Raw genomic sequence first — 25,865 nt, forward strand, 5'->3', positions numbered from 1 at the left:
AATAAAAGAATCTATTTGTTGTTTTATTAAAATGGTTTTGAATGTTGAACTCCTAGCCCTGATGGAAGCGGCATCCTTTTTCTGGTCTCGTTTTTTTTAACGAGATCAGAAAAAGATATAGCGTACAGCAGGAAATAGCTCCTGAAACCCAAGATGAAAACTTATTTATTCAACCCAAGATTTATAATATTGACCGTCGTCTAGACCCATGGCCTCCTCTGTAACCATCAACGGTCGGAAAGTATCTACCATTACGGCTAACTCTTCGGTTCCAGTGTGACCAATACTGCGCTCCATAGCTCCCGGTGCTGGACCGTGCGGAATGCCTTTTGGGTGCAGTGTTATGTGTCCTTGCTCTATGTTGTTGCGGCTCATAAAATCACCATCTACGTAGTACAAGACCTCATCACTGTCAATATTACTATGATTGTAAGGTGCCGGAATTGATTTTGGATGGTAATCGTATAATCTAGGTACAAATGAGCATACTACAAAAGTGGCAGTTTCAAAAGTTTGATGTACTGGTGGCGGTTGGTGTACTCGTCCTGTAATGGGCTCGAAATTGTGAATGCTAAAACCGTATGGGAAATTATAACCGTCCCAACCGATAACATCAAAAGGATGTGTGGCATAAACCACTTCATGCACCATGCCTTCTTTTTTGATTTTGATAAGGAAATCTCCTTTTTCGTCATGCGTTTCTAGTTCGCTTGGCAAAATAAAATCACGCTCACAAAAAGGAGAATGCTCTAAGTGCTGACCCGATTCGTTTTTATAGCGTTTTGGAGTATAAAATGGAGCAAATGATTCTACGTAAAACAAACGGTTGTCTTCAGTGTCAAATTCAATTTGGTATATAATTCCGCGCGGAATAATAAGATAATCCCCGTACTCAAAAGGAATATTCCCTAACATTGTACGCAATTTCCCTTTTCCTTTGTGGATGAAAATCATTTCATCGGCATCGGCATTTTTATAGAAATATGATGTTAAAGATTTTTTGGGCGCTGCCAGACCGATGGTACAGTCTTTATTGACTAATAACGCTTTGCGGCTGTCTAGAAAATCGTCTTCGGGTTTTAGCTCAAAACCTTTTAGCAATAACGATTTGATATTTTTACCAATGGCAATTTTTGGCTCAACCGAATATGATTTGAGAATTTCTTTAACTTGTGTTGGGCGATGCACATGGTATGATAAGGAAGCATGACCATGAAAACCTTCGGTTCCAAACAATTGTTCGTAGTAAAAACCTCCATTCGGTTTTTCGAATTGTACGTGTCTTTTTTGCGGGAAAGTCCCTAGTTTATGATATAGTGGCATAATTTTTTGTTTAAAAAAGTTGTAATTAATTACAGCGGTAACGCTTGGTTTTTTTCTAAATCAAAAATTGATTCGCTACTCCGGATTTCTCTTGATTAGGAATTGTAAATGCGCTAATAAACCTGTCCAATTTGCTTTCATTATGACAAATATCGTAATTATTTTTGAATTAATTTAAGTTTAAAATAAAAAGCCTATGCTAAACCAGGTAAAACCTTTAGAGAGCTCAGGAGACCATGTATACTTGATTTCCACAGGACCTATGATTGTTTCCATGCCATATCCTAAGGCGTATCCTGAATATTTAGGAATAGAAATCCAATTGACAGTTTCAAAAATTCTGTCGCCAATATTAGCAAAATTTGCCGAAAAATTAAGGTGATTTTTTTTCAAAAACTCATAATCAATAGTAGCTGTAGATTTGATGTAACTATTTCCAGCAACACTCAAATGATCATACCCATATAAATATTTAAAATTATTTATCATATTGAAACCATAGCCACCTAAAATAAAATTGAAAAAAGTAACGCTTTGTTGACCAAAAGAGAAACCAGCATCTGTCTGGAACTTTACTGTAGCATTTTTAAATAAAGAAGCTGCTACCCCAAAATCTCCTTTGGCAATAGAATAAGGTTGAAAACCACCTGTATAGTTTGACGAAGCAACATAGGTTTGAATATCACCCGAGAAATACCAGCCTTTTTTAGGAAAATATTTATTGTCAAAAGAATCGGCTTTTAAGTACCCAAAGAGACTTACGTAATTACTATTATCTATTGTAGGATCTACGTTAGCCAGTGTTTCTGATTTTATTTTTAAATATTTCAATTCAACACCGCCACCTATCAAAAATTTTTGAACAAATAGGGATTGAAAATAAACTTGATTTGTCAAGTCTGTAAAATCGACATTGATAGAATTGATACTAGGATTGCTTGATGTAATTGGGCTTATTTCATTAGACACATTTCTACTAAATTGATTGTAAAAAGACTTGAATCCAAAACTTAAATTAAAACCATTTTCAACATAATAATCTAAGCTGTAACGCACATTATCTCCTAAAACTAGGTCAAAAGAAGCTACGTCATTTTTAAAAATTGCTTTTTTTCGAGTTAGATTGATCAAAACACCGCTTTTGAATAAATCATCATAATGCAGGCCAAATTTCAGATAGGTTTTAGTTGGATTTTCGGTTAGATTTAAGTTTAAATCCAGTTCGTTTTTATTCTTTTCGAGCGAATATGTAATAGCGCTGAAGTTTTGCGTGGCATTAATATTATTTATACCCCTAAGCAAATCTGTAAATGTAGTTTTGGTTCCAGGTTTAAACCTGAGTTTTCCAATAATGTATTCCTTTGTATAATTATCTAGTTTACCTGCATTTATATTTCGGATGTTTAGGCTATCAGATATTATTCTAAGACTTGGTTTGGTGAAGCGTTTTGCTGGATTAACAGTGGCATTAATTTTATCTAAAACGAGTGATGCCGCCTCTTCTCCTTTTTTTATGATTTCTTTTCCTTTATCAAATGATACAACTCCGTATTGTGAAATATCTGGTTTGATATAAATATCCGTATTTAAAATGTTTTTTTTGATACGGTCAATAGATTGTAGACTTGTAATTTGCACCAAAATTTTTGTTGCATCTTTTAATTGACTACGATCAAGAAGTCCGTCTTGCACATCAACACCAATTATAATATCTGCGCCCATTTTACGCACTTCCTCAATAGGATAATTATTAACCACACCTCCATCTACCAGTATTTTTCCATCAATTTCTACGGGTGCAAATAAGGACGGAAAGGCCGAGCTTGCTATCATAGCTTGTGCAAGATTGCCCTTATTCAAAACCACTTGCTCACCAGTTTCTATATTTGTTCCTATGCATAAAAAAGGTATGGGTAGTTTTGAAAAATCTTTAATAGTACTTACATTTCTTGTAATTCTACTCAATAAATTATAGTTGTACATCCCTTTTGATAAAGCTTCGGGGATGCCTATTTTCATTTTATTAAAAGGTAGTACTAGCGCATAGGACTCATCATTTCCACGTTCGTAAAAGTTTTTTGAAGATCTAGGAATAAAATCGTTTAATAACTCGTTAAAATTTGTAGTGTGAAAAATAGAGTCTATTTGCTTTGCATTATATCCTGTTGCATAAAGTCCCCCTATTACAGCTCCCATGCTCGTTCCGCCTATGTAATCAATTTTAACCCCTGCTTCTTCAAGCACTTTTAAAACTCCAATATGAGCAAAACCTTTAGCACCGCCTCCACTTAAAACCAAACCTATTTTAGGATTTTTTTGCTCTTGTGCAACGGTAGTTTGCAATCCTAATAAAAAAGAAGTTATAAAAAAGAGTATTGCCGGAAGTACTCCTGCAGGTCTTTGCTTAAAGCCCCAGATAGTAGTGAAAAGCCGAGAGGCAAAAAAAGCTATTTTTTCATAAAAGGAAAGAGCGACCGCAGGAGCTCCTTTGCTTTTATTAGAAAAAAAGCTTTTTTGCGGAGCGCTTGAAACGGATAGCTGGAATTGGCTCATAGAAAAACACTATTTATTGTTGTAAAATTCGGTAATTTTTTTGGCTTTTGAACTACCTACAACGTCTGAAATTTCTTTTTCTGAGGCTAATTTTAATCTTTTAACACTTTTAAAATGTTGAATTAAGGATAACATCGTTTTTTCGCCAATGCCTGGTATGGATTCTATAGATGAATTGAGTGCTGCTTTACTGCGTTTGTCTCTATGATGCGTAATTCCAAAACGGTGGGCTTCGTTACGCAGTTGTTGTATCACTTTTAGCGTTTCGGATTTTTTGTCTAAGTATAACGGAATAAAATCACCAGGATAAAACAACTCTTCCAGCCTTTTGGCAATCCCAATAATGGCTATTTTACCTCGTAATCCCAACTCATCAATACTTTTTAAGGCCGATGACAACTGCCCTTTTCCCCCATCAATAATAATTAAATTAGGTAAAGGTTGGTTTTCATCCAATAGGCGTTTATAGCGCCTGTAAACTACCTCTGTCATGGAGGCAAAATCATCCGGACCTTCTACAGTTTTGATGTTAAAATGGCGATAATCTTTTTTGCTAGGTTTACCATCTTTGAAAACAACACAAGCCGAGACTGGATTTGTACCTTGAATATTTGAGTTATCAAAACACTCAATATGCCTAGGTTCTACGGGCAAGCGCAAATCTTTTTGCATTTGTGCCATAATCCTATTGGTGTGTCTATCTGGATCTACAATTTGTAATTGTTTGAGTTGTTCTATTCTATAAAACTTAGCGTTACGAATGGATAAATCTAAAATTTGCTTTTTGTCTCCCAGTTGTGGAACGGTTATTTTTATGTTTTCACCCAGATCTACTGGAAACGGAACAATTATTTCACGAGATAGTAACTGAAAACGCTCCCGCAATTCAATAATTGCAAGTTCTAGTAATTCTTCGTCAGGTTCATCTAATTTTTTCTTGATTTCCATGGTGTGGGAGCGAATGATAGAACCGTGCGAAATTTGTAAAAAGTTGACATAGGCAGCCGCCTCATCAGACACAATGGAAAAAACATCAATGTTAGTAATTTTAGGATTTACCACCGTAGAACGGGATTGATAATTTTCTAAAACCTCTATTTTTTCTTTGATTTTTTGCGCCTCCTCAAAATGCATTTCGGCAGCTAAGTTTGTCATGACCCGCTTGAAATCTTTCATGCTCTCCTTAAAGTTTCCTTTGAGTATTTCACGAATGGCATCAACTTGTTTCTGGTAGTTTTCAATAGTTTCATGACCTTCACATGGCCCCATACAGTTGCCAATATGATACTCAAGACATACCTTAAACTTTCCGCTCTCTATATTATTCTTACTTAAATCATAATTACAAGTACGCAGCGGGTACAATTCTTTGATGAGTTCTAAAATTGTACTTACTGTTTTGAAACTGGTATACGGTCCAAAATATTCCGATCCATCCTTAACCATCCTACGCGTAGCAAATATGCGCGAGAAAGGTTCTTTCTTGATACACAACCACGGATAACTTTTATCATCGCGAAGCAATACATTATACCGTGGCTGTAGCGTTTTAATCAAGTTATTTTCTAACAAAAGCGCATCAGTCTCTGTAGGAACCACAATATGTTTTATGGTCACAATCTTCTTTACCAAAACATTTGTTTTAGCAGTATCGTGAATTTTATTAAAATAGGAAGAAACTCTTTTCTTTAGATTTTTAGCTTTACCTACATACAAAATTTTTCCCTCTTTGTCGTAATATTGGTATACGCCGGGATTGTCTGGTAAGGTTTGTATTTGTAGGGCTAGAGCTGTTGGATTCATGTAACAAAGTTAACTTCTAAAATTACGAAATACAAATCAATGCTAGCGAATTGTTTCTTGCAAAATATTTAGCCTAATTCTTGGTTGTAATTCGTTATTATGCTTATTTTTATATTTTCAAGAACTTATGATAAAAAGCAATACTATTCCTATTGTGCTTTTTGGCGAAAGCATATATCCTGGCGAAAGCAAAACAATAAATGTTGAAATTGCCCGACTGCACACTACTACTAAATTAAACATTCCCGTTATTGTAAAACGTTCAAAACTAGAAGGTCCTGTAGTGTTATTCTCTGCTGGAATTCATGGAGACGAAATAAATGGTGTAGAAATTGTACGGCAACTTATTCATGAAAAAATAAACAAACCTAAAAGAGGTACTATAATTTGTATTCCTATTATTAACGTGTACGGATTTGTTAATAAATCCAGAGAATTCCCTGATGGCAGGGATTTAAACCGTGTTTTTCCCGGAAGTAAAACGGGTTCTTTGGCCAGCCGATTTGCCTATCACATTCTAACCGAAATCATGCCTGTTGTGCAATACGCTGTTGATTTTCATGCTGGCGGAGCGAGTCGTTTTAACGCACCACAAATTAGAATAGCACACAATAATGCTGATTTAAAAATTCTTGCCGATGTTTTTAACGCCCCATTCACTTTATATTCTAGAAACATTGCTGGTTCGTTTAGGAGTTCCAGTGAAAAAATGAATGTAAAAATGCTACTTTTTGAAGGCGGAAAATCATTAGATATTAATAAAGATATCGCTAAAGAAGGTTTAAATGGAGCTAAGAGACTGCTTAAACATCTTGACATGCTCGATTTAAAACATACAGCAGAACAACAACAATCCAACACCATTTATATTGAAAAATCAGGCTGGATACGTGCCAAATGTTCTGGTTTATTACATGATTATAATTCAATAGGTAAATTTGTAAAAAAAGGAACCATTCTTGCCTCCATAACTGATCCCTACGGAAAGTTTGAACGAAAAGTAAAAGCCCCAAACGACGGTTATATTATCAATGCCAATCATTCCCCGATTGTTTACGAAGGTGACGCTATTTACCACTTATCGAATGCATCAGGCGAAGAAGGAGAATAAATTATTAAAATGAATAAAACAGAGTTACGACAAAAATACAAAGCCTTACGAAATTCTTTATCTGAAAATGAAATAGAGGAAATGAGTTTGGCTGTTGCCAATAAAATAATCAAACTTGCTATTTGGGAGAAAAACTACTTCCATATTTTTTTACCCATAACGGAACTAAAAGAGGTAAATACCGAATTCATTCTTCATTTATTATCAGGAAAAGACAAGGAAATTATTGTGTCCAAAGCTGATTTTGAAACTCGAAAAATGACGCATTTTTTACTGACAGACAACACTAAAATTAAGAAAAACGAATATAACATTCCAGAACCTGTGGATGGAATTGAAGTTCCCTCAACTAAAATTGATGTTGTTTTTGTACCGCTATTAGCTTTTGATAAAAACGGGCATCGCGTGGGCTACGGTAAAGGATTTTATGATAAATTTCTCTCTGAATGCAAACCAGATGTAATCAAGATTGGACTGTCTTTTTTTGAACCTGAAGAAGCAATTGAAGGTGTTTTTGAAGATGATATTGCTTTGAATTACGTGGTGACACCCACAACTGATTACAAATATATCTAAACTACTAAGACCTTTAAGCAAATTAAGAGTTTTCAAAACTTAATTTTCTTAAAGGTCTTAAAAGTTTATTTTTTCATTCCAACTACCAGCCTAAAATAAGATCATTGTACTTAATGACAGTCCTTTTTTAGCTGTTATGAAATGCTTTTTTGTTGAAAAAAATCAAGATTCCAACTCCGGTTGAAATGGCCATATCAGCAACATTGAATATAGCGTTGAAAAAAGTAAATTCTTTTCCGCCCCAAATTGGCAACCAATCAGGCAAATTTCCGTGCCAAAAAGGGAAATAAAGCATGTCTACTACTTTTCCATGAAACCAAGTTCCATAAGGTTGATCCGAAAACATAGTAGCTAATTGTTGTTGACTGTCATTGAAAATTACACCGTAAAAAACAGAATCAATAATGTTACCGAAAGCACCAACAAGAATTAAAGAAATAGCGACAATCAAATAATTTGAACTCTTCTTTTTTACAGAATCCCACAACCAATAGCCTATACCACCAACAGCACCAATTCTAAAAAGAGTTAAAAACAATTTTCCATACGCTCCTGGAATTTGAACTCCCCAAGCCATCCCTTCATTTTCAATGAATAGAATTTTGAACCAATTGAACACTTTTACTTCTTCCCCTAAAACAAAATTAGTTTTAATGTAGATTTTAGAAGCCTGATCAACAATCAATAAGATAAAAATAAGAAGATACGCTTTTCGTAATGACATTTTATAAATTTTAATGGCGCAAAAATAACAATTTAATCAAAAAAAACGCTCCCAATGGAGCGTTAAATCTTGTTCACCAAGAGGTTTATCGTTGCAAGTTCTTTGCTTCAATACTCATTGTTGCATGAGGAACAATTTTCAATCTTTCTTTCCCGATTAATTTACCAGTTACTTTACAAACTCCATAAGTCTTATTTTCAACACGGAAAAGTGCGTTTTTTAAATCTCGGATAAATTTCTCCTGACGAATTGCCAATTGTGAATTTGCTTCTTTAGACATAGTTTCGCTTCCTTCTTCAAAAGCTTTGAATGTAGGCGAAGTATCATCTGTTCCGTTGTTTAAATCATTCATGTAAGCACTTTTGATTAAATCTAAATCAGCTTGTGCTTTTTGAATTTTATTGAGTATTAACTCTTTGAACTCTGCTAAATCAGCATCAGAGTATCGTGTAGCTTCATCTACCATCGTATTTTATTTTGAAATTAATATCATTGTTTTTATCTCGTCAAATTCTATTTCTGTACCTTCTTTTAAATCATCTACAAAAACTAAATCGTGCGTTAATGTTTCTGATTTTATGTATGCTTCATTTTTCAAGATAGCCTCTTCTAAAATTCCATTTCGCTTTAATTGTACTTTAATCGTATCCGTTACTTCAAATCCTGAATCTTTACGGATGTTTTGAATTCTGTTTACTAATTCTCTAGCAATCCCCTCTTGTCTTAATTCGTCTGATATTGTAATGTCAAGTGCAACAGTAATTCCATTTGAATTTGCTACTAACCAGCCCTCAATATCTTGCGAAGTAATCTCCACATCTTCTAAGGTTAAAGTTACGGAATTTCCTGCAATTACAATATCCAAGCTTCCTTCTTTATCTAACTGGGCAATTTGCTCTTTAGAAAAACCCTGTATCTCTTTGGAAATCAATCCCATATCTTTACCAAAACGAGGCCCAAGTGCCTTAAAATTTGGTTTAATTTGCTTCACCAAAACTCCTGATGCATCGTCAAGAAGTACTATTTCCTTCACGTTTACCTCTGCTTTTATAAGGTCAGATACGGCCTCAATTTCTGCTCTTTGATTATCGTCAAGTACTGGAATCATTACCTTTTGCAAAGGTTGACGTACCTTAATCATTTCCTTTTTACGTAGTGATAAAACTAAGGATGAAATGGTTTGTGCCTTCTGCATTTTACTCTCTAACGACTTATTAACAAAGTTTTCAACGTATTTTGGAAACTCCGCCAAATGTACACTCTCGAAAGTTTCAGATTGTGTTGCCTGCGTTAAATCTCTGTAAAGTTTATCCATGAAAAATGGAGCAATAGCCGCACCTAGTTTACTTACCGTTAACAAACACGTGTATAATGTTTGATAAGCAGCAATTTTATCCTGCGCATATTCCCCTTTCCAGAAACGTCTTCTGCACAAACGAACGTACCAGTTACTCAAGTTTTCCTGAACAAATTCAGATATGGCTCTCGCTGCTTTAGTAGGCTCATAATCGGCATAAAAACCATCCACTTCCTTGATTAAAGTATTCAGTTCCGATATAATCCATTGATCAATTTCTGGTCTCTCTTGTACAGGAATCTCCGCTTCAGCATATGTAAAACCATCAATATTAGCGTATAAACTAAAGAAGGAATAAGTATTGTATAAAGTCCCAAAGAATTTTCTTCGCACCTCAGCAATTCCTTCCAAGTCAAACTTCAAGTTGTCCCAAGGATTAGCATTTGAGATCATGTACCAGCGCGTAGCATCCGGTCCGTACTCTTTTAAAGTTTCAAAAGGGTCTGCAGCATTGCCCAAACGTTTAGACATTTTTTGTCCGTTTTTGTCTAAAACCAATCCGTTTGAAACTACATTTTTATAGGCCACTTTATCAAAAACCAAAGTACCAATAGCGTGCAAGGTATAAAACCATCCACGGGTTTGATCCACACCTTCAGCAATAAAATCAGCTGGAAAATCTTGGTTTTGATCTATTTTTTCTTTATTTTCAAAAGGATAATGCCATTGTGCATACGGCATAGAACCTGAATCGAACCAAACATCAATTAAGTCGGTTTCGCGTGTCATTGGTTTACCCGATGCCGACACCAAAGTAATTTCATCAACTACATTTTTATGTAAATCAATCAAATCGTAGTTTTCCTCGCTCATGTTTCCAATTTCAAACCCTTTAAAAGGATTTTCTTTTTGAAAACCAGCAGCGATAGATTTTTCTATTTCGTTGTACAATTCTTCAACAGAACCGATTAAAACTTCCTCTAGTTTATCCTCAGTTCTCCAAATTGGCAATGGGATTCCCCAATATCTAGAGCGGGATAAATTCCAGTCGTTAGCGTTTTTCAACCAGTTTCCAAAACGACCTTCACCAGTTGCTTTTGGCTTCCAGTTGATGGTTTCGTTTAGATCAAACATTCTGTCTTTAACTTCTGATATTTTGATAAACCAAGAATCTAAAGGATAGTATAAAATAGGCTTGTCTGTTCTCCAGCAATGTGGGTAACTGTGCACGTATTTCTCTACTTTAAACGCTTTGTTTTCTTCCTTTAATTGAATCGCAATTTCTACATCAACAGAACGCTCTGGAGCTTCACCTTCGTTGTAATATTCGTTTTTCACATACTTGCCTGAGTAACTACCAAGTCCTTGTACAAAACGTCCTTGCAAGTCTACTAATGGAACCGGAATTCCGTTTTCGTCAAGCACTAATAATGGCGGCACTTCTGGTGTAGCTTCTTTGGCCACTTTGGCATCATCAGCACCAAAAGTTGGCGAAGTATGAACAATTCCAGTACCATCTTCGGTAGTAACAAAATCTCCTAAAATCACTCTAAAAGCGTTTTCAGCATTTTGATACGGCAATACCAATGGCATTAATTGTTCGTATTGAATGTTGACTAAATCAGCTCCTTTACACGTTGCAGTTATAAAGAAAGGGATTTTTTTATCGTCTTCTTTGTAGTTCAACAATTCACTTTCCTCTTGTACTTCTGTATATTTTCCAGCAAATTGTTTGTTTACCAATGCTTTTGCTAAAATAACATTGACAGGTTTAAACGTATATTGATTGTAGGTACTTACTACAACATAGTCAATTTTCGGGCCCACAGTAAGCGCGGTGTTACTTGGTAAAGTCCAAGGTGTAGTAGTCCAAGCTAGGAAAAAAGTATCTTCAAAAAGGTGCCCTATTTCAAAAATGCGTTGCAAGTCTGATAGGCTTTCTTCAAGAACTTTAAATTGTGCCACAACTGTAGTATCCGTTACATCACGGTAACTTCCTGGCTGATTGACCTCGTGAGAGGACAATCCTGTTCCTGCTTTTGGGGAATACGGCTGAATGGTGTAGCCTTTGTACATCAAATCCTTGTTGTAGATTTGCTTTAAAATCCACCAAACGGTTTCCATGTATTTTGGTTTGTAGGTCACATACGGATCTTCCATATCAACCCAATATCCCATTTTTTCGGTCAAATCATTCCATACATCCGTGTAGCGCATAACTGTTCTTTTACACGCTTCGTTGTATTCTTCAATAGAAATGGTTTTTCCAATATCTTCTTTGGTAATTCCAAGTTCTTTCTCGGTGCCTAATTCTACAGGTAAACCGTGCGTATCCCAACCGGCTTTGCGCTTTACTTGGAATCCTTTTTGAGTTTTATAACGGCAAAAAATATCTTTAATAGCACGCGCCATCACGTGGTGAATTCCTGGTAATCCATTTGCTGAAGGCGGACCTTCAAAAAATACGAACGGTTGATTGCCTTCGCGAGTGGTTACACTCTTTTCAAATATAGTTTCTTTCTTCCAAAAAGCAAGTACTTCTGACGCCACTGTTGGCAAGTCAAGTCCTTTGTATTCAGTAAATTTTGTGCTCATTTTATCCTTTTCTTTAATCGAAATGCGAAAGTAGTAAATTAAAGTTGAAAGTTGAAAGTCGTAGGTCGAAAGTTACGCTTTAAGCCAAAATCGATTTACTTGCATTTTGACAAAAAAGATAAAAACACTTTTATTCATCTGCTTCTAATTCAAAAAAATCATTGACTGGTTTCCCAAACAATTTTGATAATTTCAGAGTTAAAACGGAATCATGAGTGCGCTCGATTTTATAAATTTGATAAAACTTGTGGGCACGGGATTATAAATACAAGCTATCGGGTATCGTTCTAGTATTCTTTTGTTGCTGGGAACGCAATGAAATTGTAGCTGTTAGCTGTTCCTTGCTTTTTTTGAATTAGTTTTTTTCTAACTCTATTTTCAGTAACTTTTTTAGCTTGTTTAAGTCAATTTCATTACTGTTTCCAATTTCTACGAAATATTTTGTTTGCCAATTTTGAGTTTTTTGCGCTTGTTTATTTTCTGTTACGCTCCAATTTGGGTAAACTCTAATTCCACGTTTTCCTTTCCCTTTTGGGCTTGTCAAAATTCTATTTTCGCTCAAAACTGTTTTGTTGAAAATAAAAACTCCAAACCTTTCTGCTTGACGTGTAGCAATGAAGTAAAATTCGAATTCATCGTCAACACTATGCGGTTCCGTTATGCCCTTTTGATTTCGTTTCCAGATTGACACAAATTGCCCTGCTTTGGTTGGCGTGATTTTCGCCATTCTGAATTTCACTCTTTGTTTGTTCAGTTCAAAATTATGAGCGAAATACTCTTGACTTTCTTTTTCAATTTCTAGGTTTTCAAGTTGTATTCCGCAAACTTTAAATATGGAATTATTTAAAAGTTGTATTTCAGAAAATATGTTACTGGAATTTGTCAATTTTGGTACTATTAATTTTTTTTATGATTTATTTTTCTTCGTAAAGAGGCAATGAAGGATCAAGTTCTCGAGCTACAGCATTTCGGGTTTCTTTCTATCCAATGTTTTTTATACTCATTTCCAATTGTTTCGTGCCTTTGTTTCAGTTATATGAGTAAGATGGTGGTTGCAATGCCACGCATAAACCCCAATATTCTCGTCTATCCTGAACTCTTTTCCGTGTTCGGGATGAATAAATATTTTTGAATAGTCACTTTCTGCTAAATTGTTTAATAAAACGGTCCATCTTTCGTGAATACCTTCAATCATTTTTAATGACGGTTCTATTTGCATCTTTTTGCTATCAAACAGTTCTGCCCAACGATCTTCATAATATGGTTTTATTGTTGGTTTATCCTCTGTCAATGCAAGTTTTAAGCGAATTAAACTGTTCATATGACTGTCAGCACAGTGATGAACTACTTGCCTAATTGTCCAACCATCAGGCCTGTATGGAGTATCGAGTTGCTCGTCAGTTAAATTTATGACTTCACTTGACAGTCTCTCTGGAAAGGTAGAAATATCAGAAATCCATTTTTTTAAAATGTCTTTCGTTATTAATGTAGGTTTCTCAAACTTACCTATAGGGTATTTTAATAGCTCAATATTCATAAAGTTAATTTGTGTCTTTATTGTGTCTTTTTTTTTAGTATTAACGCCTACGTTACTGCAGAACAAAAGGTTTGGATTTAATTAAGCATATCGTCCAAATTGCTTATAGCGTGTTTGAGGCAGAGGATGTTGGTAATCCTACTTACTTTTCTTTGCACTCTTTAATTATAGTATTCTATTTTGCGCTCTGCAACCAGCGATGGAATTCCTTCCTGAGTACCTTCCATATAGATATTGCATTTTATCCAGTTGTTATGGCTGTCATACTCGTAACTATAATAGTATTCTTTTACTGGTAATTCTTGTTCTGGGTCATCTAGGATAAATTCCTTTTTAATCATATCACCTTGCTCGTTAAAGGTTTTTAAATATTTTGTAGTGGGATTAGATATTGTTCCTGGTCCAGTAATATAATATTTTACTGTTTCTACATAATCTTGGGTTGGGTGGTAGCTGTATTCTTCTTTATCTACTATTTTTCCACAACCATACATAGTGACTTGTGTTATACGCCCCAATGAATCATATTCATACTGTAATTGCAAGTCCTCACAAAAAGGAGACTCTGTTCCCATATCGGTATATGCCCCTATTTTTTTTCCATATAATCCGGCTATGATTTTCTGATTGATTACTTGGTCTTTATCATTGTATGTAAATAATTTACGTGTAAATAGATCTTCTTTCTTATATTTTTTATGAAGCGTTTCTTTGCCCAATCTAACAACATTATATTGTTTCTCTTCAACTATTCTACCAAGTTTATCATATATATATGTATATATATTCGCACAATAATCACTCCATATTTTTCCATCTTCTTCAAGGACTTCATCTTTATGTGAAACTTCAATTTGATTCAATTTCATTAATAAATTATAATTAGCTACAGGGTAATACCATTTTAATGCTGTTTTAAATTTGCTTTTTTCAGCACAGTCCTTGTCATTATATATATACTCATCTGCTCTGCTATAATCAATTTGAGTAAAATAATTATTACCTGGGATACTGGTTATTTCTGCCTTCAGCCTATTGTGTTTATCTACTTCTACAAAAGAACTAACACTTATACCATTAGATATAATAACATTTGCTCTCTCTCGCTTAGACCAGGTTTCTTTTGGCTTATTGAATTTACAATATACAGTTTTAACAGAATCTTTTAAATTATAAACTTTTGAAAATGTTCCTACCCAATTATATTTTTGCTCTTTTTGTGCATTAATATTTATTGAAAATAATAATGTTGAGAACAATAAAAATTTTAGAAATAATTTCATAAAAAGGATACTTATTTTTTACCTCACCGGTACTGATTTTCAAGATTAGATAATTCTGCAATATTTTGATTGTAAACTTGCGCCAAACTCTTTAATTCACGCAACTCTACTTCATATTTTAAATCCAAAACAAGTTGCTTTAACTTGCAAACGGAATTATTTCATTGCTAATATACAAACAAATAGTACAAAATGAGCTACAAGGTTTTTGTTTTTGTATCGTTTATCATGTGTTTTGCGTGAAGGATGGAAGCGGCATCCTTTTATGGAGTTTACGGAATAAAAGATACAGCGCACAGCCTGACCCGGAGTTTTTACGCAGGGGCACGCCCACGATTTTAGGAGAAAACCTCTTTTAAAACATCGAGTGATTTTGGTTTTTTAAAGCCGTCTAAATGGAAACTGTAGTAATCAATCAGTATTTTTAGAAGGATTTGGCGTTCTATGACATGAAAGATTTTTTGACTATTATCGAATTTTAAATCAATCAGTTTTTTAAACAAATTACTTTCATGTTCCGTGAGGGAACTAATGGCGTGAAAAGGTGTGAAAATACCTTCGGTCATTTCAAAAAAAGCCATATCCATATCCGAAGTATCAGGGTAAAAACCGAGATATTTGGTGGTTTCCAATAATAAAATTAGATGGAAATTAGCTATTTCATCGTGGTTGTCTAACCAGTGTAATGCGGTTTCTAGGAAAGTAAAAAGGGGCTCGTTTTCTTCCTCTTCGTGAATGGAATGGTGGAGCATTTCTGAAATGAACATCACCATGGTGCTCTTATAAATATCGGAGTGTATGGAATGAAAAGCTGAGCTGATTTTTATCTCTTTAAAATTTTCTAAAGTGCCTTTGTTTTTATGAACGGCCTCAATTTCAAGAATTGTCAAAGGCTGAAAATAAGCCTTTTTTTGACTTGCTTTCCGACTCGAAAAAGCATCCCGAACAAAATATGATTTTAAACCGTGCGATAGGGTAAAACATTTTACGATCAAGCTTTTCTCCTGAAATTTTAATGATGAAAGAACAATAGCTTTGGTTTTGACTTGCACAATTTTAATTTAAAGATTGAAAAATATAAAGATTGAAAAATTCATCTCTCTAAATTATCTAATTATCATTACTTTCTTAATGGTAGTTTCAACACCATCTTGTGCCGAAATAAAAATCATATAAACTCCAGATGCGACTTTATATTTCCCAAAAGCGGTTGTATCCCATTCTATTGTTCCGCCTTCGGAGGTAGTTTCATATACTAAGTTTCCGCCTACATCGGTAATTTTAACATTTGCTTTGTCTAATAATCCTGCAATTTTTACAGTTCCTTGAAAATCTGGCCGAACAGGATTAGGATACACATAAACCTTACTTAAATCTTCATTTGCCTTGGTAGCAACTCCCTTGAATGATATCATGCCTTTACTAGTAGCAATAAATACTTCGCCAGTTATCCCATTAATATCAATGTCATTAATAGTATTGCTGGGCAGCGGAGAATTGCTTGTTGTAAAGTGGTATCTAGTTTCCTGACCGTTTGGTGATACAAGAAAAAGTCCCGCATCAGCGGTTCCTATCCACTTATTATTAGCGCCATCTACAACAATGGATGTGATAAATTGCTCAAATAACAATTCTTGAGGCAGATTGTCATCAATGATAATAACAGGATTTGTTTTCAAGGGCGTATCTGAGAGGAAATTATTCACGCTATTCAAAACCCTCAACCCTTTTGATGTTCCTATCCAGAGTTGGTTTCTAGTATCTATAGCTACAGTTCTTACGTTTGAAATGGGTAAATTACCCGTATCGGCACCCACTGTCATTTTTTTAAAAGTGGTTCCGTTTTCATTGAATCCTACCACACCATCCTCACTTGTAGCCAGCCATTTTGTACCGTTTTTATCTATTACAATGGCGCCGTAATTATTCTCTTCGGGCACATCTAGAATTTTATCCATGGCATAGCTTTGCCATTGCCCATTGGTACGCAAAACTTTAAGCCCGTTTTTAATTCTACTATTGGTCACCCATAAATTCCCTGACTTGTCAAATGCGGTTGCATTGATACGTATATCAATATTATTAGGTCCTCCAAAAGTTAGCGACTCTAATCCGCTGTTGGTTTGATTGAATAAAATGGTTGGAACATCATTCTCAATTTTGAGAAGCCCTGAAAAAAAAGAACTCGCATACACTTGATTTTCGTTTATTGGATTCACAATTACTTTCCCTATAGTTTGCGCTCCTAATACCGATTCATAAGGAATATTAAGCCAGCCTTCTTTATTATATTTGCTTATGCCATAGCTATCCAACGGAAATGGATTGTAATCCCCTGCAAATTCCCCGTACACGGCCCATAGCACAGATGGCGTGAGATCTAAAGCGAAAATATTATTTCGTAATGGTCCCGAGGGTGTACTGTTTTCAAATATGGATGATCCATTAAGAGCGGTTGTAAATAATCCGTTATCTTGTGTGCCAATATATACCGTATCACCAATCACGGTAGCGCACGTAAAGGTGATGTTGGCCTCAGGAATCTGATTGGCGTTTAGTTCCCGAAGCAAAATCATTTGACTGTTATAAAAATATAGTGTGCTTGGAGTACTCACAACCATAATACCTGCTCCAACTCTCATATCTATTGCTGGATTTGGCAATTGTGAAAATAGCACAAAAGTATTTGTAACTGCATTATACTTTTGGATTGCTCCTGTAGCATTGACAGCATACAATTCTTGATTAAGCGTTGTAACTCCTATCCAAGAGGCTGATGTTAGTGTTTCCCACTGATTATAATCTATTAAATTTGGGTTTGAGACTAAGGCTCTTCTTATCCCACTGGAAGTAGCAGCATAAAAATATCCATTAAAAAGTGCCATTTGGTGTACCTTCATTTCTGTTCCGCCGTCGCCAATGAAATACGTATCTCCAAATTGCATCGTTGATAAGTTAAACTGTACAATCCCAAAATCACAAGAGACGTAAAGTATTCCTTGATGTTCTAAGAAATGATTGATTTTTTTTATAGTAGGAGACAGTTTTTTATTGATAATGTCTACTATTCTCAATATACTCCCATCCTGCTCATTAATCACTATGATAAGTCCGTTTTCATAACCTACAACAGTCTTGTTGAGCGCTGTGCTATGATATAACGTTGAAATGGTTTCTCCTGAGAGGCCATCAACCGTAGTAGTTGTTTTTATTATATTTGTGAGTGAATTTTTAGAGAACAAAGCGTTTTCTGAAGCTGCAAATACCGCATTTGCAGACTGAGAAATATCTTTAATTTCAGAATACGAAAAATAACCTTGCCAGGATAAGTCACTTTGGGCAAAACCCAAAAACATCCCTGTAAAAAGTAAAATAAGCGAAAAAAACTTTTTCATCCTTTGTAGCACTATTGATTTACAAATATAAACAAACGAAAGTTAAGGCTATTTGTTACATAAAAAAACCTTCTACCGCATACACGATAGAAGGTTTATTATAATTTAGGCCGTGTATTATACCACGCCTTGTGCCAGCATTGCATCGGCAACTTTAACAAATCCAGCTATGTTTGCTCCTTTTACGTAGTTTACATATCCTTCCTCATCTGTACCATATTGCTTACACTGATTGTGAATTCCAACCATAATTTCTTTAAGTCTTGAATCAACTTCTTCACTAGTCCAGTTTAAACGGATAGAGTTTTGTGTCATTTCAAGTCCTGAAGCAGCTACTCCTCCAGCATTTGCAGCTTTTCCAGGAGCAAAAAGTACTTTAGCTTTCAAGAATTCTTTTATAGCTTCAAGTGTACATGGCATGTTTGCAGCTTCTGTTACACACATTACTCCGTTTGCAATTAATTTTTTTGCATCTTCTTCGTTCAACTCATTTTGAGTAGCACATGGAATTGCAACATCCACTTTCACTTCCCATACGCTTTTTCCTTTGTGGAATTCAGCATTTGGATATTTTTCTAAATACGCTTCGGCTCTGTTATCACCTCTTGCTCTCATTTCAAGCATGAAGTCAATTTTATCTCCTGAAATTCCTTCTTCATCATAAATATATCCATCAGGACCAGAAATAGTAACTACTTTTCCACCTAGATCATTTACTTTTAAGGCAACACCCCAAGCTACATTTCCAAATCCAGAAATAGAAACTCTTTTTCCTTTGATGTTTTGTCCGATAGTGTTTAACATTTGCTCCGCAAAATATACCACACCGTAACCAGTAGCTTCTGGTCTAATTAAAGATCCACCGTATGCTAATCCTTTACCAGTTAAAACACCAGTAAACTCATTTCTGATTCTTTTATATTGACCAAATAAATATCCTATTTCTCTAGCACCTACACCAATATCACCAGCTGGAACGTCTAATTGCGGCCCTATGTGTCTGCACAATTCTGTCATAAACGATTGGCAAAAACGCATTACTTCAGCATCTGATTTTCCTTGTGGATCAAAGTCAGAACCTCCTTTTCCACCACCCATAGGTAATGTAGTCAAACTGTTTTTAAAAACTTGTTCGAATGCTAAAAACTTAAGTACTGATAAATTTACAGTATGGTGAAAACGAATTCCTCCTTTGTATGGACCAATGGCAGAGTTCATTTGAATTCTAAAACCTCTGTTTACTTGAATCTCTCCTTTATCATCAACCCAAGGAACTCTAAAAATAATAGAACGCTCTGGCTCAGTTATTCTAAGCAGTAAATTTTTTCCATCGTATTTTTTTTGCTCTGCAATAAATGGAATTACAGTTTCTGCAAATTCCCTAACAGCTTGAATAAATTCAGGTTCATTTGGATTCTTGGCCTCAACTTGAGCCATAAAATCATTTATTTTTAGTAACATAGTATATAAGTAATTAATTAAGAAAACGATTTCGTTATAATATACAAATATACATCTTATAAAAATATTCGGACTCAGTTTTTAAAATTTATCAATAGAATTATCTTTTTATTATGCATTAACAAACAATTATGTTCAAGATATGTTGTTTTGAAGCTAATGTTTAACACTTTCGTAAGTAAATAAGATTTTGTCTGCTTATTTTTAATTCGTTTTTCTGTTTCTTAATACTCGATGTTTTTATATATTTGTGAAGATTTGAAAACACTAGCTCCTAATGGCCAGACACATAATACCACTTTTAGCACTGATATTTGGATTTTCTAACAATTCAAATGCTCAATTCGACGGTTTTTCGCACGAAGTTGGGATAATTGTAGGCCCTGTTGCTTTCCAGTCTGATTATGGTGAGCGATATGATTTTTCAACAAATGCTGGTAACACCGGTATTGGTATTGGGTTAGTTCATTACCTGAACTTTACCTATGACAAGAATTATAATTATACTTCAAGAACTTATTTTAACCAGCATTTCAAGCTTAGGACTGAGTTGTCTTATAACAAAACAAATTTAAAGCATTTTGGAGAATATGTTGACCCGAGTAAAAATTCACTTGGAGCACAACAATTACGAGCCATGACTGGAAGTACTGCGGTGGCAAACGTTGGAATGCAACTTGAATTTTACCCTTGGAACATAAGAGATTTTACAGCTGTTACGGGAGGTTTTGCTCCTTTTATCAGTTTAGGTGGCCAGTTTAGTGCCTACAACGCCAAAGCTGAATCTTCACTTGGACCGCTAGGAAATGCTGCAACTACATTCCCTAAATACCTCACTCCTTCTGAAGGACGTCCTTACGGTTTTTCATCAGAACAAGGTACCGTTTGGTCTGTTGTATCAAGCGTTGGAACTCGATATAAATTAACCGATTCTGGTGATTTGATGGTTGATTTACGATTTCAATATTATTTCTCCAACTGGGTTGACGGGCTTAATCCTAACCCAAAAATTTATAAAGAAAATAAAGCTAATGATTGGCTGGTTTGGTTTAATGTAGGATACATTCATTATTTAGATTAATTAGCAAAACCAATATGCTTATAAAAATAAACCCCAAAACATTTTTTTCTGTTTTGGGGTTTGTTTTATTAGGCCAATGCTTGTTTCAAATCTTCGATTAAATCATCCGCATCCTCGATACCTACGCTTAAACGAACCAAATCATCCGTAATTCCAATTTCCTTACGTTTATCTTCAGGGATAGATGCGTGTGTCATCAACGCTGGATGATTGGCTAAAGACTCTACGCCACCAAGAGATTCGGCCAAAGTAAATACCTTAACTTTTTCTAGAAAGTCAATTGCATCCTCTTTTTTACCCGATACAAATGTAAAAGATACCATTCCGCCAAAACCACTCATTTGTTTTTTGGCAATTTCATGATAGGGATGACTCGGTAATCCCGGATAATATACTGTTTTTACTTTTGGATGATTGTTTAAAAACTCCACCACCTTAGCTCCATTTTCACAATGTCTTTGTACGCGCAAGTGTAACGTTTTTATTCCTCTAAGTACTAAAAAACTATCCATGGGTCCAAGTGTAGCTCCGGTAGCAAATTGTTGAAAATGCAATTGTGCTCCTAGCGCTTCATCTTTTACAATCAAAGCTCCCGCAATAACATCAGAGTGTCCACCTAAATATTTGGTAGCAGAATGCATTACAATATCAGCTCCTAGGTCTAGTGGTTTTTGCAAATACGGCGTTGCAAAGGTGTTATCAACTGCAAAAAGAATGTTGTTTTCGTTGGTGATTTTTGCAATTTCTTGAATATCGGCTAGTTTCATCAAAGGGTTTGTAGGCGTTTCTACCCAAACCATCTTTGTGTTTTCATTAATTAACGACTTGAATTTTTCCAAGTCATTCATGTCCACAAAATGGAATTTTATTCCTGAATCTTTATAAATACGTGTAAACATTCGGTACGTTCCTCCATATAAATCATCCATAGCAATGATTTCGTCTCCTGCTTTGAAAGATCGCAACACACAATCAGTAGCCGCTAATCCTGATGAAAAAGCCAATCCACGAGTTCCGTTCTCTATACTAGCCAAAGCATTTTCAAGAGCGCTTCTGGTAGGATTTGCAGCCCTACTGTATTCATAATCTGGATTTAATGGCTGCCCTGGGCTGGTTTGTACAAATGTTGATGTTTGATATACTGGCGGCATAACTGCTCCTGTACTTGGATCATGGTGTTGCCCACCGTGGATTACCTTTGTATTGAATTTCATATCGTTTGATTTTATTACCTAAATGTTTCACAAATTTACCCTTTAATTTATTTTAACCAAGCTACAAGTTGATACCTTTGTATATAATTAACAAATTACAAATGAAACCTTATTTCGTTTTTGGAGTACTATTCCTTTTTTTAACTAGTTGTACAAAGGAACTTCACTTTACTTCTGTTTCTTTCGAAAAAAAATCGAAGATTGCATGCCAAGAAAACTGCCCTAAAATCAGTATCAAAATTCCAGTTGCACAGGACAATTCTGTGGAAGCCGATAGTATTAACAAAAAAGTGTTTTCGGTATTGAAAGAGATTGTTTACTTTGGTGAAAAGCCATATGCCGCAACAAATTATAAAGATTTAACCACTGCATTTATTGACTCCTACGAGAAATTACACAAAGATTTTCCTAGTGAAACTATTGGCTGGGAGGCTACTGTAACGGGAAAAGTAGGGTACCAATCAGAAGGGATTTTGAATCTAGAAATCAATCATTACACCTATACGGGAGGTGCTCATGGCTACCAAGGTTTGCGTTCTTTATTGTTTGATCCATCAACAGGTAAGACTATTACAAACGAAGCTATTTTTAAGGATAAAGCTGCTTTTATGGCTTTCGCCGAAAAGAAATTCAGAGCCAAATACAAAATCCCAAGTACAGCATCCATAAACGCTACAGGACTGATGTTTGAAGAGGATAAATTTGCGCTTCCTCAAAATATTTTTTACACAGAGAAAGGATTACTACTTTATTACAACTCCTACGAAGCAGCATCCTATGCCGATGGCCCAAAAGAATTATTGCTGGGGTACGCTGATATAAATTATTTTTTAAAGATTAAATAGTTGTTTTAAGTCTAAGATAATTGTTGCGCTATAAAATTCAAGGCTTTACAAATTTTTAAAAAATCATTTAAAACTTTGTATTTCAAATTATAAGTCAATAAAAAGTGAAGAAAAATATAAATAAAAACATTTTCAAGGTACTATTAATCATATTGAGTTTGTCAATATTTTTAACCTCCCTCACTTTCGATGCATTTTCGTATGAATACCAAGGTGTAAAAATGATGTCTTCTTTATCGTGCTTTGTAACAGGGAGCCTTGCAATTTTGGGAGGTGGCACTTTAGAATGGTTAATCTGGTTGGCTAATCCTTTATGCTTAATATCTATTTTTTGTTTAATTATGGACAAAAATCTAGCCTCAAAATTTAATTTTACAGCTTTGATTTTAGCTATATCATTTTATTCTTGGAATTCAGTTCTAGCTTCAGAAAGCGGCACTTCTGGTAAAATTTTATCCGTAGAATTAGGGTACTTCATTTGGTTAGCTAGTATAACTGTACTTACCATCGGAACTAAATTGTATTTTAGAAAATATAGTGAAATAAAATACACTGAATAAATCAAGATAAATATTCATTAAAAGGTAATCGACATCATATTTAGTTCAAATATTATCTTTTTTATAACGTTACATCTCAAAAGAAAAGTCCTCCTAGCCCCGACAGCAGTGAAAATCCTCTGGCCCAAAACCCTATTTTTTCTTGGTAGAAAAGAGCGACCGCAGGAAGCTCCTTTTATGCCTTAGAAAAAAAGGGTTTTGGGCCAGATATGAAACGAATGGCGGGATATGGCTCCTAAATAAACTTTCGAATTATGAGCATATTACCTATGTGTAAGCCTTCATGGAAATTACTGAAAGCCATGGCATCTTCGGCATTTTGCAGGACATGATTACCTGTAGAGGTGGTGTACTCCATGTAAGTAACAAACTTTTTCTGCTCATAATCCAGTTGAGTTTGCGCTATAGTTGCAAACAATAAGGCCTTAATTTCGTCTACTTCGGCTTGTGTAACATCAACTTCTGGGCGGGTTCCTTTTTTATACTTCTCCACCAATTCCTCTGAAACTAACATAGGTAAACCCGAAAGTTTGTACACTAGCATTTGCTGGGAGACAACAATGTGCCCAATGTTCCAAATTAAATTATTGCTGCATCCCTGCGGTATGGCATTCAATTGATCCAGCGAATAGCCGTCTAAGAATTTCGAAATCATTTTTCTACTGGTGGTAGCTACATCAAATAATTGCTTCATGATTTTTATTTTTTCTATAAAAATAATCATTTTTTGACTTATACAAACTTTCTAATACTCATAATGATGCCCATGTGTAGCGCCTCATGATAGTTATTAAAAGATAATGCATCTTCAATGTTTTTAATAGTCAGACCTATTGAAGTAGTATATTCCTGGTATTCTTTAAAGAATTTATTATTAAAATCTACTTCGGTTTGATTAATAGTTTCAAAAAGCAATAACTTGATTTCCTCAACCTCAGCTTGTGTAACATCTTGAAGTGGCTTGGTTCCACCTTTATATTTTTCAAATAATTCGTCAGAAATAATCATAGGCACTCCCGAAAATTTATAAACTAACCTTTGTTGTGTAACCACAATATGGGCAATATTCCAAATTAAATTGTTGTTAAATCCCGGAGCTATTTTATTAAGTTGTTCCAAAGTATAGTTTTCCAGAAATTGTGACAACACTTTTCTACTTGCTTTGGCAATATCAAATGTTTGATGCATTTTTTTATTTTTTCTATAAAAATAATCATTTTCAGTGTCAAATGAATTTTCTTTGCACAAAGAAATTATGCTACCCATGGACAAAATATACTATCTCGCCTCCTGCGACACGTGCAGAAAAATTATAAAATCATTACCTAAAGAACATGATTTTAAATTTCACGATATCAAACAAGACCCCATTACGCTGGAAGAATTAGAACAAATGCGAGAACTTGCAGGCAGTTACGAAGTACTTTTTAGTAAAAAAGCACAGCTTTACAAATCAATGGATTTGAAAAACAAATCCTTAACCGAAGACGATTACAAAAAATACATTCTAGAACATTATACGTTTTTGAGTCGTCCAGTATTTATTATCAAAGACAAAATCTACATTGGCAACAGCCAACAAAACATGCATCAAGTAAATCTTGCTCTTGCCCATGTCTAAAAGAAATCTTGCGCTCATTGGCGCTACACTGGTCTCTATTATTTACGGTGTAACCTTTACCATTGCTAAGGATGTTATGCCTTTCTATATAGATGCGTATGGGTTTATTTTGCTGCGTGTAGGTGGCTCGGTACTTTTGTTTTGGCTAATTTGGCTTTTTATGCCTAAGGAGAAAATTGAGATTGGTGATTTCCCTCGAATTATAGCGGCAGCTTTTTTTGGTGTGGCCTTTAATATGCTTACTTTTTTTAAAGGATTAAGCTTGACTTCGCCCATAAGTGCAGCGGTAATTATGGTATCAACCCCAATGATTGTATTGACACTTTCGGCCATTATCATGAAGGAACGCATGCAAAAGAGAAAAGTTTTTGGAATCATCCTAGGACTTATAGGAACTGCTTTTTTAATTTTATACGGCAAATCTATTGGTAATGCTACCAATGCTGGATTGGGGAATTTCCTCGTTTTGGTCAATGCCATTTCGTATGGGTTCTATCTTATTGTAGTCAAAAAATTGATGGATAAATACAATGCTTTTACGTTTGTAAAATGGATTTATTTGTTTGGTTTTTTAATGGTTTTGCCTTTTGGCTGGAGCCAATTTCAAGCCGTTGATTGGGCTATAGTACCCGCAGCTATTGGATGGAAAATAGGATTTGTGGTGATTTTTTCGACTTTCTTCACCTATTTATTGAATTTGCTTTCGATGAAAGAATTAAAACCAACAACCGTGGCCGTTTTTATTTATTTACAACCTTTATTTGCAACCATTTTTGCCATCAGTTTGGGTAAGGATGAGTTGAGTTTGGTAAAAATTGGTTCGGCAGTTTTGATTTTTATTGGCGTTTATTTGGTGACGATGAAAAAGAACTAGTTTACAGTGAGC

22 protein-coding genes are annotated in these 25,865 nt (G+C 34.9%); 7 read left to right on the forward strand and 15 right to left on the reverse strand.

The window, feature by feature from the left end; all coding sequences use genetic code 11:
- Positions 1-165: 165 nt before the first annotated feature.
- From LQ189_RS14325 to uvrC, 3 genes are all read right to left on the reverse strand, one after another.
- Positions 166-1,323 carry a homogentisate 1,2-dioxygenase gene (locus LQ189_RS14325; protein ID WP_230158065.1) on the reverse strand — a complete coding sequence of 386 codons (1,158 nt, stop codon included), beginning with the start codon at positions 1,321-1,323 and terminating at the stop codon, positions 166-168.
- Between the two features lie 180 nt (positions 1,324-1,503).
- Positions 1,504-3,876, reverse strand: coding sequence for a patatin-like phospholipase family protein (locus LQ189_RS14330; RefSeq protein ID WP_230158066.1), 2,373 nt, complete (start codon positions 3,874-3,876; stop codon positions 1,504-1,506).
- Positions 3,877-3,885: 9 nt separating this feature from the next.
- On the reverse strand, positions 3,886-5,679 hold the full coding sequence (gene uvrC / locus LQ189_RS14335; protein WP_230158067.1) for an excinuclease ABC subunit UvrC: 1,794 nt from the start codon (positions 5,677-5,679) through the stop codon (positions 3,886-3,888).
- 127 nt (positions 5,680-5,806) lie between these two features.
- Between uvrC and LQ189_RS14340 the strand changes: the two genes are divergently transcribed.
- Together LQ189_RS14340 and LQ189_RS14345 are read left to right on the forward strand one after the other, a co-directional pair.
- The gene (locus tag LQ189_RS14340; protein WP_230158068.1) at positions 5,807-6,790 is read left to right on the forward strand and encodes a succinylglutamate desuccinylase/aspartoacylase family protein; all 984 of its coding nucleotides are present in this window, start codon (positions 5,807-5,809) and stop codon (positions 6,788-6,790) included.
- 9 nt (positions 6,791-6,799) lie between these two features.
- Entirely contained in the window at positions 6,800-7,366 is a 567-nt protein-coding gene (locus tag LQ189_RS14345) for a 5-formyltetrahydrofolate cyclo-ligase (RefSeq protein ID WP_230158070.1), read from the forward strand.
- A gap of 127 nt (positions 7,367-7,493) precedes the next feature.
- Here LQ189_RS14345 and LQ189_RS14350 read toward each other — a convergent pair whose 3' ends face one another.
- The 9 genes from LQ189_RS14350 to gdhA all read right to left on the reverse strand — a co-directional run bounded on the left by LQ189_RS14350 (position 7,494) and on the right by gdhA (position 19,658).
- Positions 7,494-8,090 (reverse strand): lipoprotein signal peptidase, encoded by a 597-nt coding sequence (locus LQ189_RS14350; protein ID WP_086453963.1) that lies wholly within the window; start codon positions 8,088-8,090, stop codon positions 7,494-7,496.
- Positions 8,091-8,175: 85 nt separating this feature from the next.
- Entirely contained in the window at positions 8,176-8,556 is a 381-nt protein-coding gene (locus LQ189_RS14355; RefSeq protein WP_086453962.1) for a TraR/DksA C4-type zinc finger protein, read from the reverse strand.
- A 6-nt stretch (positions 8,557-8,562) separates the two neighbouring features.
- Positions 8,563-11,982 (reverse strand): isoleucine--tRNA ligase, encoded by a 3,420-nt coding sequence (gene ileS, locus LQ189_RS14360; RefSeq protein WP_230158071.1) that lies wholly within the window; start codon positions 11,980-11,982, stop codon positions 8,563-8,565.
- Positions 11,983-12,337: 355 nt separating this feature from the next.
- The gene (locus LQ189_RS14365; RefSeq protein ID WP_230158072.1) at positions 12,338-12,868 is read right to left on the reverse strand and encodes a MepB family protein; all 531 of its coding nucleotides are present in this window, start codon (positions 12,866-12,868) and stop codon (positions 12,338-12,340) included.
- Positions 12,869-12,982: 114 nt separating this feature from the next.
- Positions 12,983-13,519: a YfiT family bacillithiol transferase gene (locus tag LQ189_RS14370; protein WP_230158073.1), complete on the reverse strand. Its 537-nt coding sequence runs from the start codon at positions 13,517-13,519 to the stop codon at positions 12,983-12,985.
- Between the two features lie 161 nt (positions 13,520-13,680).
- Positions 13,681-14,802 carry a hypothetical protein gene (locus LQ189_RS14375; RefSeq protein WP_230158074.1) on the reverse strand — a complete coding sequence of 374 codons (1,122 nt, stop codon included), beginning with the start codon at positions 14,800-14,802 and terminating at the stop codon, positions 13,681-13,683.
- Positions 14,803-15,140: 338 nt separating this feature from the next.
- Positions 15,141-15,854 (reverse strand): DNA repair protein RecO, encoded by a 714-nt coding sequence (gene recO / locus LQ189_RS14380; protein WP_230158075.1) that lies wholly within the window; start codon positions 15,852-15,854, stop codon positions 15,141-15,143.
- A 54-nt stretch (positions 15,855-15,908) separates the two neighbouring features.
- Positions 15,909-18,197: a T9SS type A sorting domain-containing protein gene (locus tag LQ189_RS14385; protein ID WP_230158076.1), complete on the reverse strand. Its 2,289-nt coding sequence runs from the start codon at positions 18,195-18,197 to the stop codon at positions 15,909-15,911.
- Between the two features lie 117 nt (positions 18,198-18,314).
- Entirely contained in the window at positions 18,315-19,658 is a 1,344-nt protein-coding gene (gene gdhA / locus LQ189_RS14390) for an NADP-specific glutamate dehydrogenase (RefSeq protein ID WP_158730330.1), read from the reverse strand.
- 277 nt (positions 19,659-19,935) lie between these two features.
- Here gdhA and LQ189_RS14395 point away from each other — a divergent pair, with 277 nt between their 5' ends.
- A complete protein-coding gene (locus LQ189_RS14395) occupies positions 19,936-20,739 on the forward strand; it encodes a glutamate dehydrogenase (protein ID WP_221918049.1) in 804 nt (267 codons plus the stop codon).
- Positions 20,740-20,807: 68 nt separating this feature from the next.
- On the opposite strand, the gene LQ189_RS14400 is transcribed toward LQ189_RS14395, so the two are convergent.
- On the reverse strand, positions 20,808-21,953 hold the full coding sequence (locus tag LQ189_RS14400; RefSeq protein ID WP_230158078.1) for a cystathionine gamma-synthase: 1,146 nt from the start codon (positions 21,951-21,953) through the stop codon (positions 20,808-20,810).
- Positions 21,954-22,054: 101 nt separating this feature from the next.
- Between LQ189_RS14400 and LQ189_RS14405 the strand changes: the two genes are divergently transcribed.
- Entirely contained in the window at positions 22,055-22,798 is a 744-nt protein-coding gene (locus LQ189_RS14405) for a DUF3298 and DUF4163 domain-containing protein (protein ID WP_230158080.1), read from the forward strand.
- A 104-nt stretch (positions 22,799-22,902) separates the two neighbouring features.
- Positions 22,903-23,358, forward strand: a complete 456-nt coding sequence (locus LQ189_RS14410) for a hypothetical protein (RefSeq protein WP_230158082.1) — start codon at positions 22,903-22,905, stop codon at positions 23,356-23,358.
- A 235-nt stretch (positions 23,359-23,593) separates the two neighbouring features.
- On the opposite strand, the gene LQ189_RS14415 is transcribed toward LQ189_RS14410, so the two are convergent.
- Both LQ189_RS14415 and LQ189_RS14420 read right to left on the reverse strand, forming a co-directional pair.
- Positions 23,594-24,052 (reverse strand): DinB family protein, encoded by a 459-nt coding sequence (locus LQ189_RS14415; RefSeq protein WP_230158084.1) that lies wholly within the window; start codon positions 24,050-24,052, stop codon positions 23,594-23,596.
- Between the two features lie 38 nt (positions 24,053-24,090).
- Complete coding sequence (locus tag LQ189_RS14420) at positions 24,091-24,546, reverse strand: DinB family protein (RefSeq protein WP_230158086.1); 456 nt, start codon at positions 24,544-24,546, stop codon at positions 24,091-24,093.
- 76 nt (positions 24,547-24,622) lie between these two features.
- Between LQ189_RS14420 and LQ189_RS14425 the strand changes: the two genes are divergently transcribed.
- Together LQ189_RS14425 and LQ189_RS14430 are read left to right on the forward strand one after the other, a co-directional pair.
- Complete coding sequence (locus LQ189_RS14425) at positions 24,623-24,979, forward strand: arsenate reductase family protein (RefSeq protein ID WP_230158088.1); 357 nt, start codon at positions 24,623-24,625, stop codon at positions 24,977-24,979.
- Complete coding sequence (locus LQ189_RS14430) at positions 24,972-25,853, forward strand: DMT family transporter (RefSeq protein WP_230158090.1); 882 nt, start codon at positions 24,972-24,974, stop codon at positions 25,851-25,853. The genes LQ189_RS14425 and LQ189_RS14430 overlap by 8 nt, the downstream gene beginning before the upstream one ends.
- Positions 25,854-25,865 lie beyond the last annotated feature (12 nt).

It is taken from the genome of Flavobacterium sp. CECT 9288 (genome assembly GCF_918731615.1).
Lineage (GTDB): Bacteria > Bacteroidota > Bacteroidia > Flavobacteriales > Flavobacteriaceae > Flavobacterium.

Coding starts and splice junctions, on each gene's coding strand:
- LQ189_RS14355 (WP_086453962.1), bottom strand. CDS start 8,556: ATGGTAGATGAAGCTACACGATACTCTGATGCTGATTTAGCAGAGTTC.
- LQ189_RS14405 (WP_230158080.1), top strand. CDS start 22,055: ATGAAACCTTATTTCGTTTTTGGAGTACTATTCCTTTTTTTAACTAGT.
- uvrC (WP_230158067.1), bottom strand. CDS start 5,679: ATGAATCCAACAGCTCTAGCCCTACAAATACAAACCTTACCAGACAAT.
- LQ189_RS14350 (WP_086453963.1), bottom strand. CDS start 8,090: ATGTCATTACGAAAAGCGTATCTTCTTATTTTTATCTTATTGATTGTT.
- LQ189_RS14415 (WP_230158084.1), bottom strand. CDS start 24,052: ATGAAGCAATTATTTGATGTAGCTACCACCAGTAGAAAAATGATTTCG.
- LQ189_RS14420 (WP_230158086.1), bottom strand. CDS start 24,546: ATGCATCAAACATTTGATATTGCCAAAGCAAGTAGAAAAGTGTTGTCA.
- gdhA (WP_158730330.1), bottom strand. CDS start 19,658: ATGTTACTAAAAATAAATGATTTTATGGCTCAAGTTGAGGCCAAGAAT.
- LQ189_RS14425 (WP_230158088.1), top strand. CDS start 24,623: ATGGACAAAATATACTATCTCGCCTCCTGCGACACGTGCAGAAAAATT.
- LQ189_RS14330 (WP_230158066.1), bottom strand. CDS start 3,876: ATGAGCCAATTCCAGCTATCCGTTTCAAGCGCTCCGCAAAAAAGCTTT.
- LQ189_RS14400 (WP_230158078.1), bottom strand. CDS start 21,953: ATGAAATTCAATACAAAGGTAATCCACGGTGGGCAACACCATGATCCA.
- LQ189_RS14325 (WP_230158065.1), bottom strand. CDS start 1,323: ATGCCACTATATCATAAACTAGGGACTTTCCCGCAAAAAAGACACGTA.
- LQ189_RS14375 (WP_230158074.1), bottom strand. CDS start 14,802: ATGAAATTATTTCTAAAATTTTTATTGTTCTCAACATTATTATTTTCA.
- LQ189_RS14370 (WP_230158073.1), bottom strand. CDS start 13,519: ATGAATATTGAGCTATTAAAATACCCTATAGGTAAGTTTGAGAAACCT.
- LQ189_RS14430 (WP_230158090.1), top strand. CDS start 24,972: ATGTCTAAAAGAAATCTTGCGCTCATTGGCGCTACACTGGTCTCTATT.
- LQ189_RS14345 (WP_230158070.1), top strand. CDS start 6,800: ATGAATAAAACAGAGTTACGACAAAAATACAAAGCCTTACGAAATTCT.
- LQ189_RS14340 (WP_230158068.1), top strand. CDS start 5,807: ATGATAAAAAGCAATACTATTCCTATTGTGCTTTTTGGCGAAAGCATA.
- ileS (WP_230158071.1), bottom strand. CDS start 11,982: ATGAGCACAAAATTTACTGAATACAAAGGACTTGACTTGCCAACAGTG.
- LQ189_RS14385 (WP_230158076.1), bottom strand. CDS start 18,197: ATGAAAAAGTTTTTTTCGCTTATTTTACTTTTTACAGGGATGTTTTTG.
- LQ189_RS14395 (WP_221918049.1), top strand. CDS start 19,936: ATGGCCAGACACATAATACCACTTTTAGCACTGATATTTGGATTTTCT.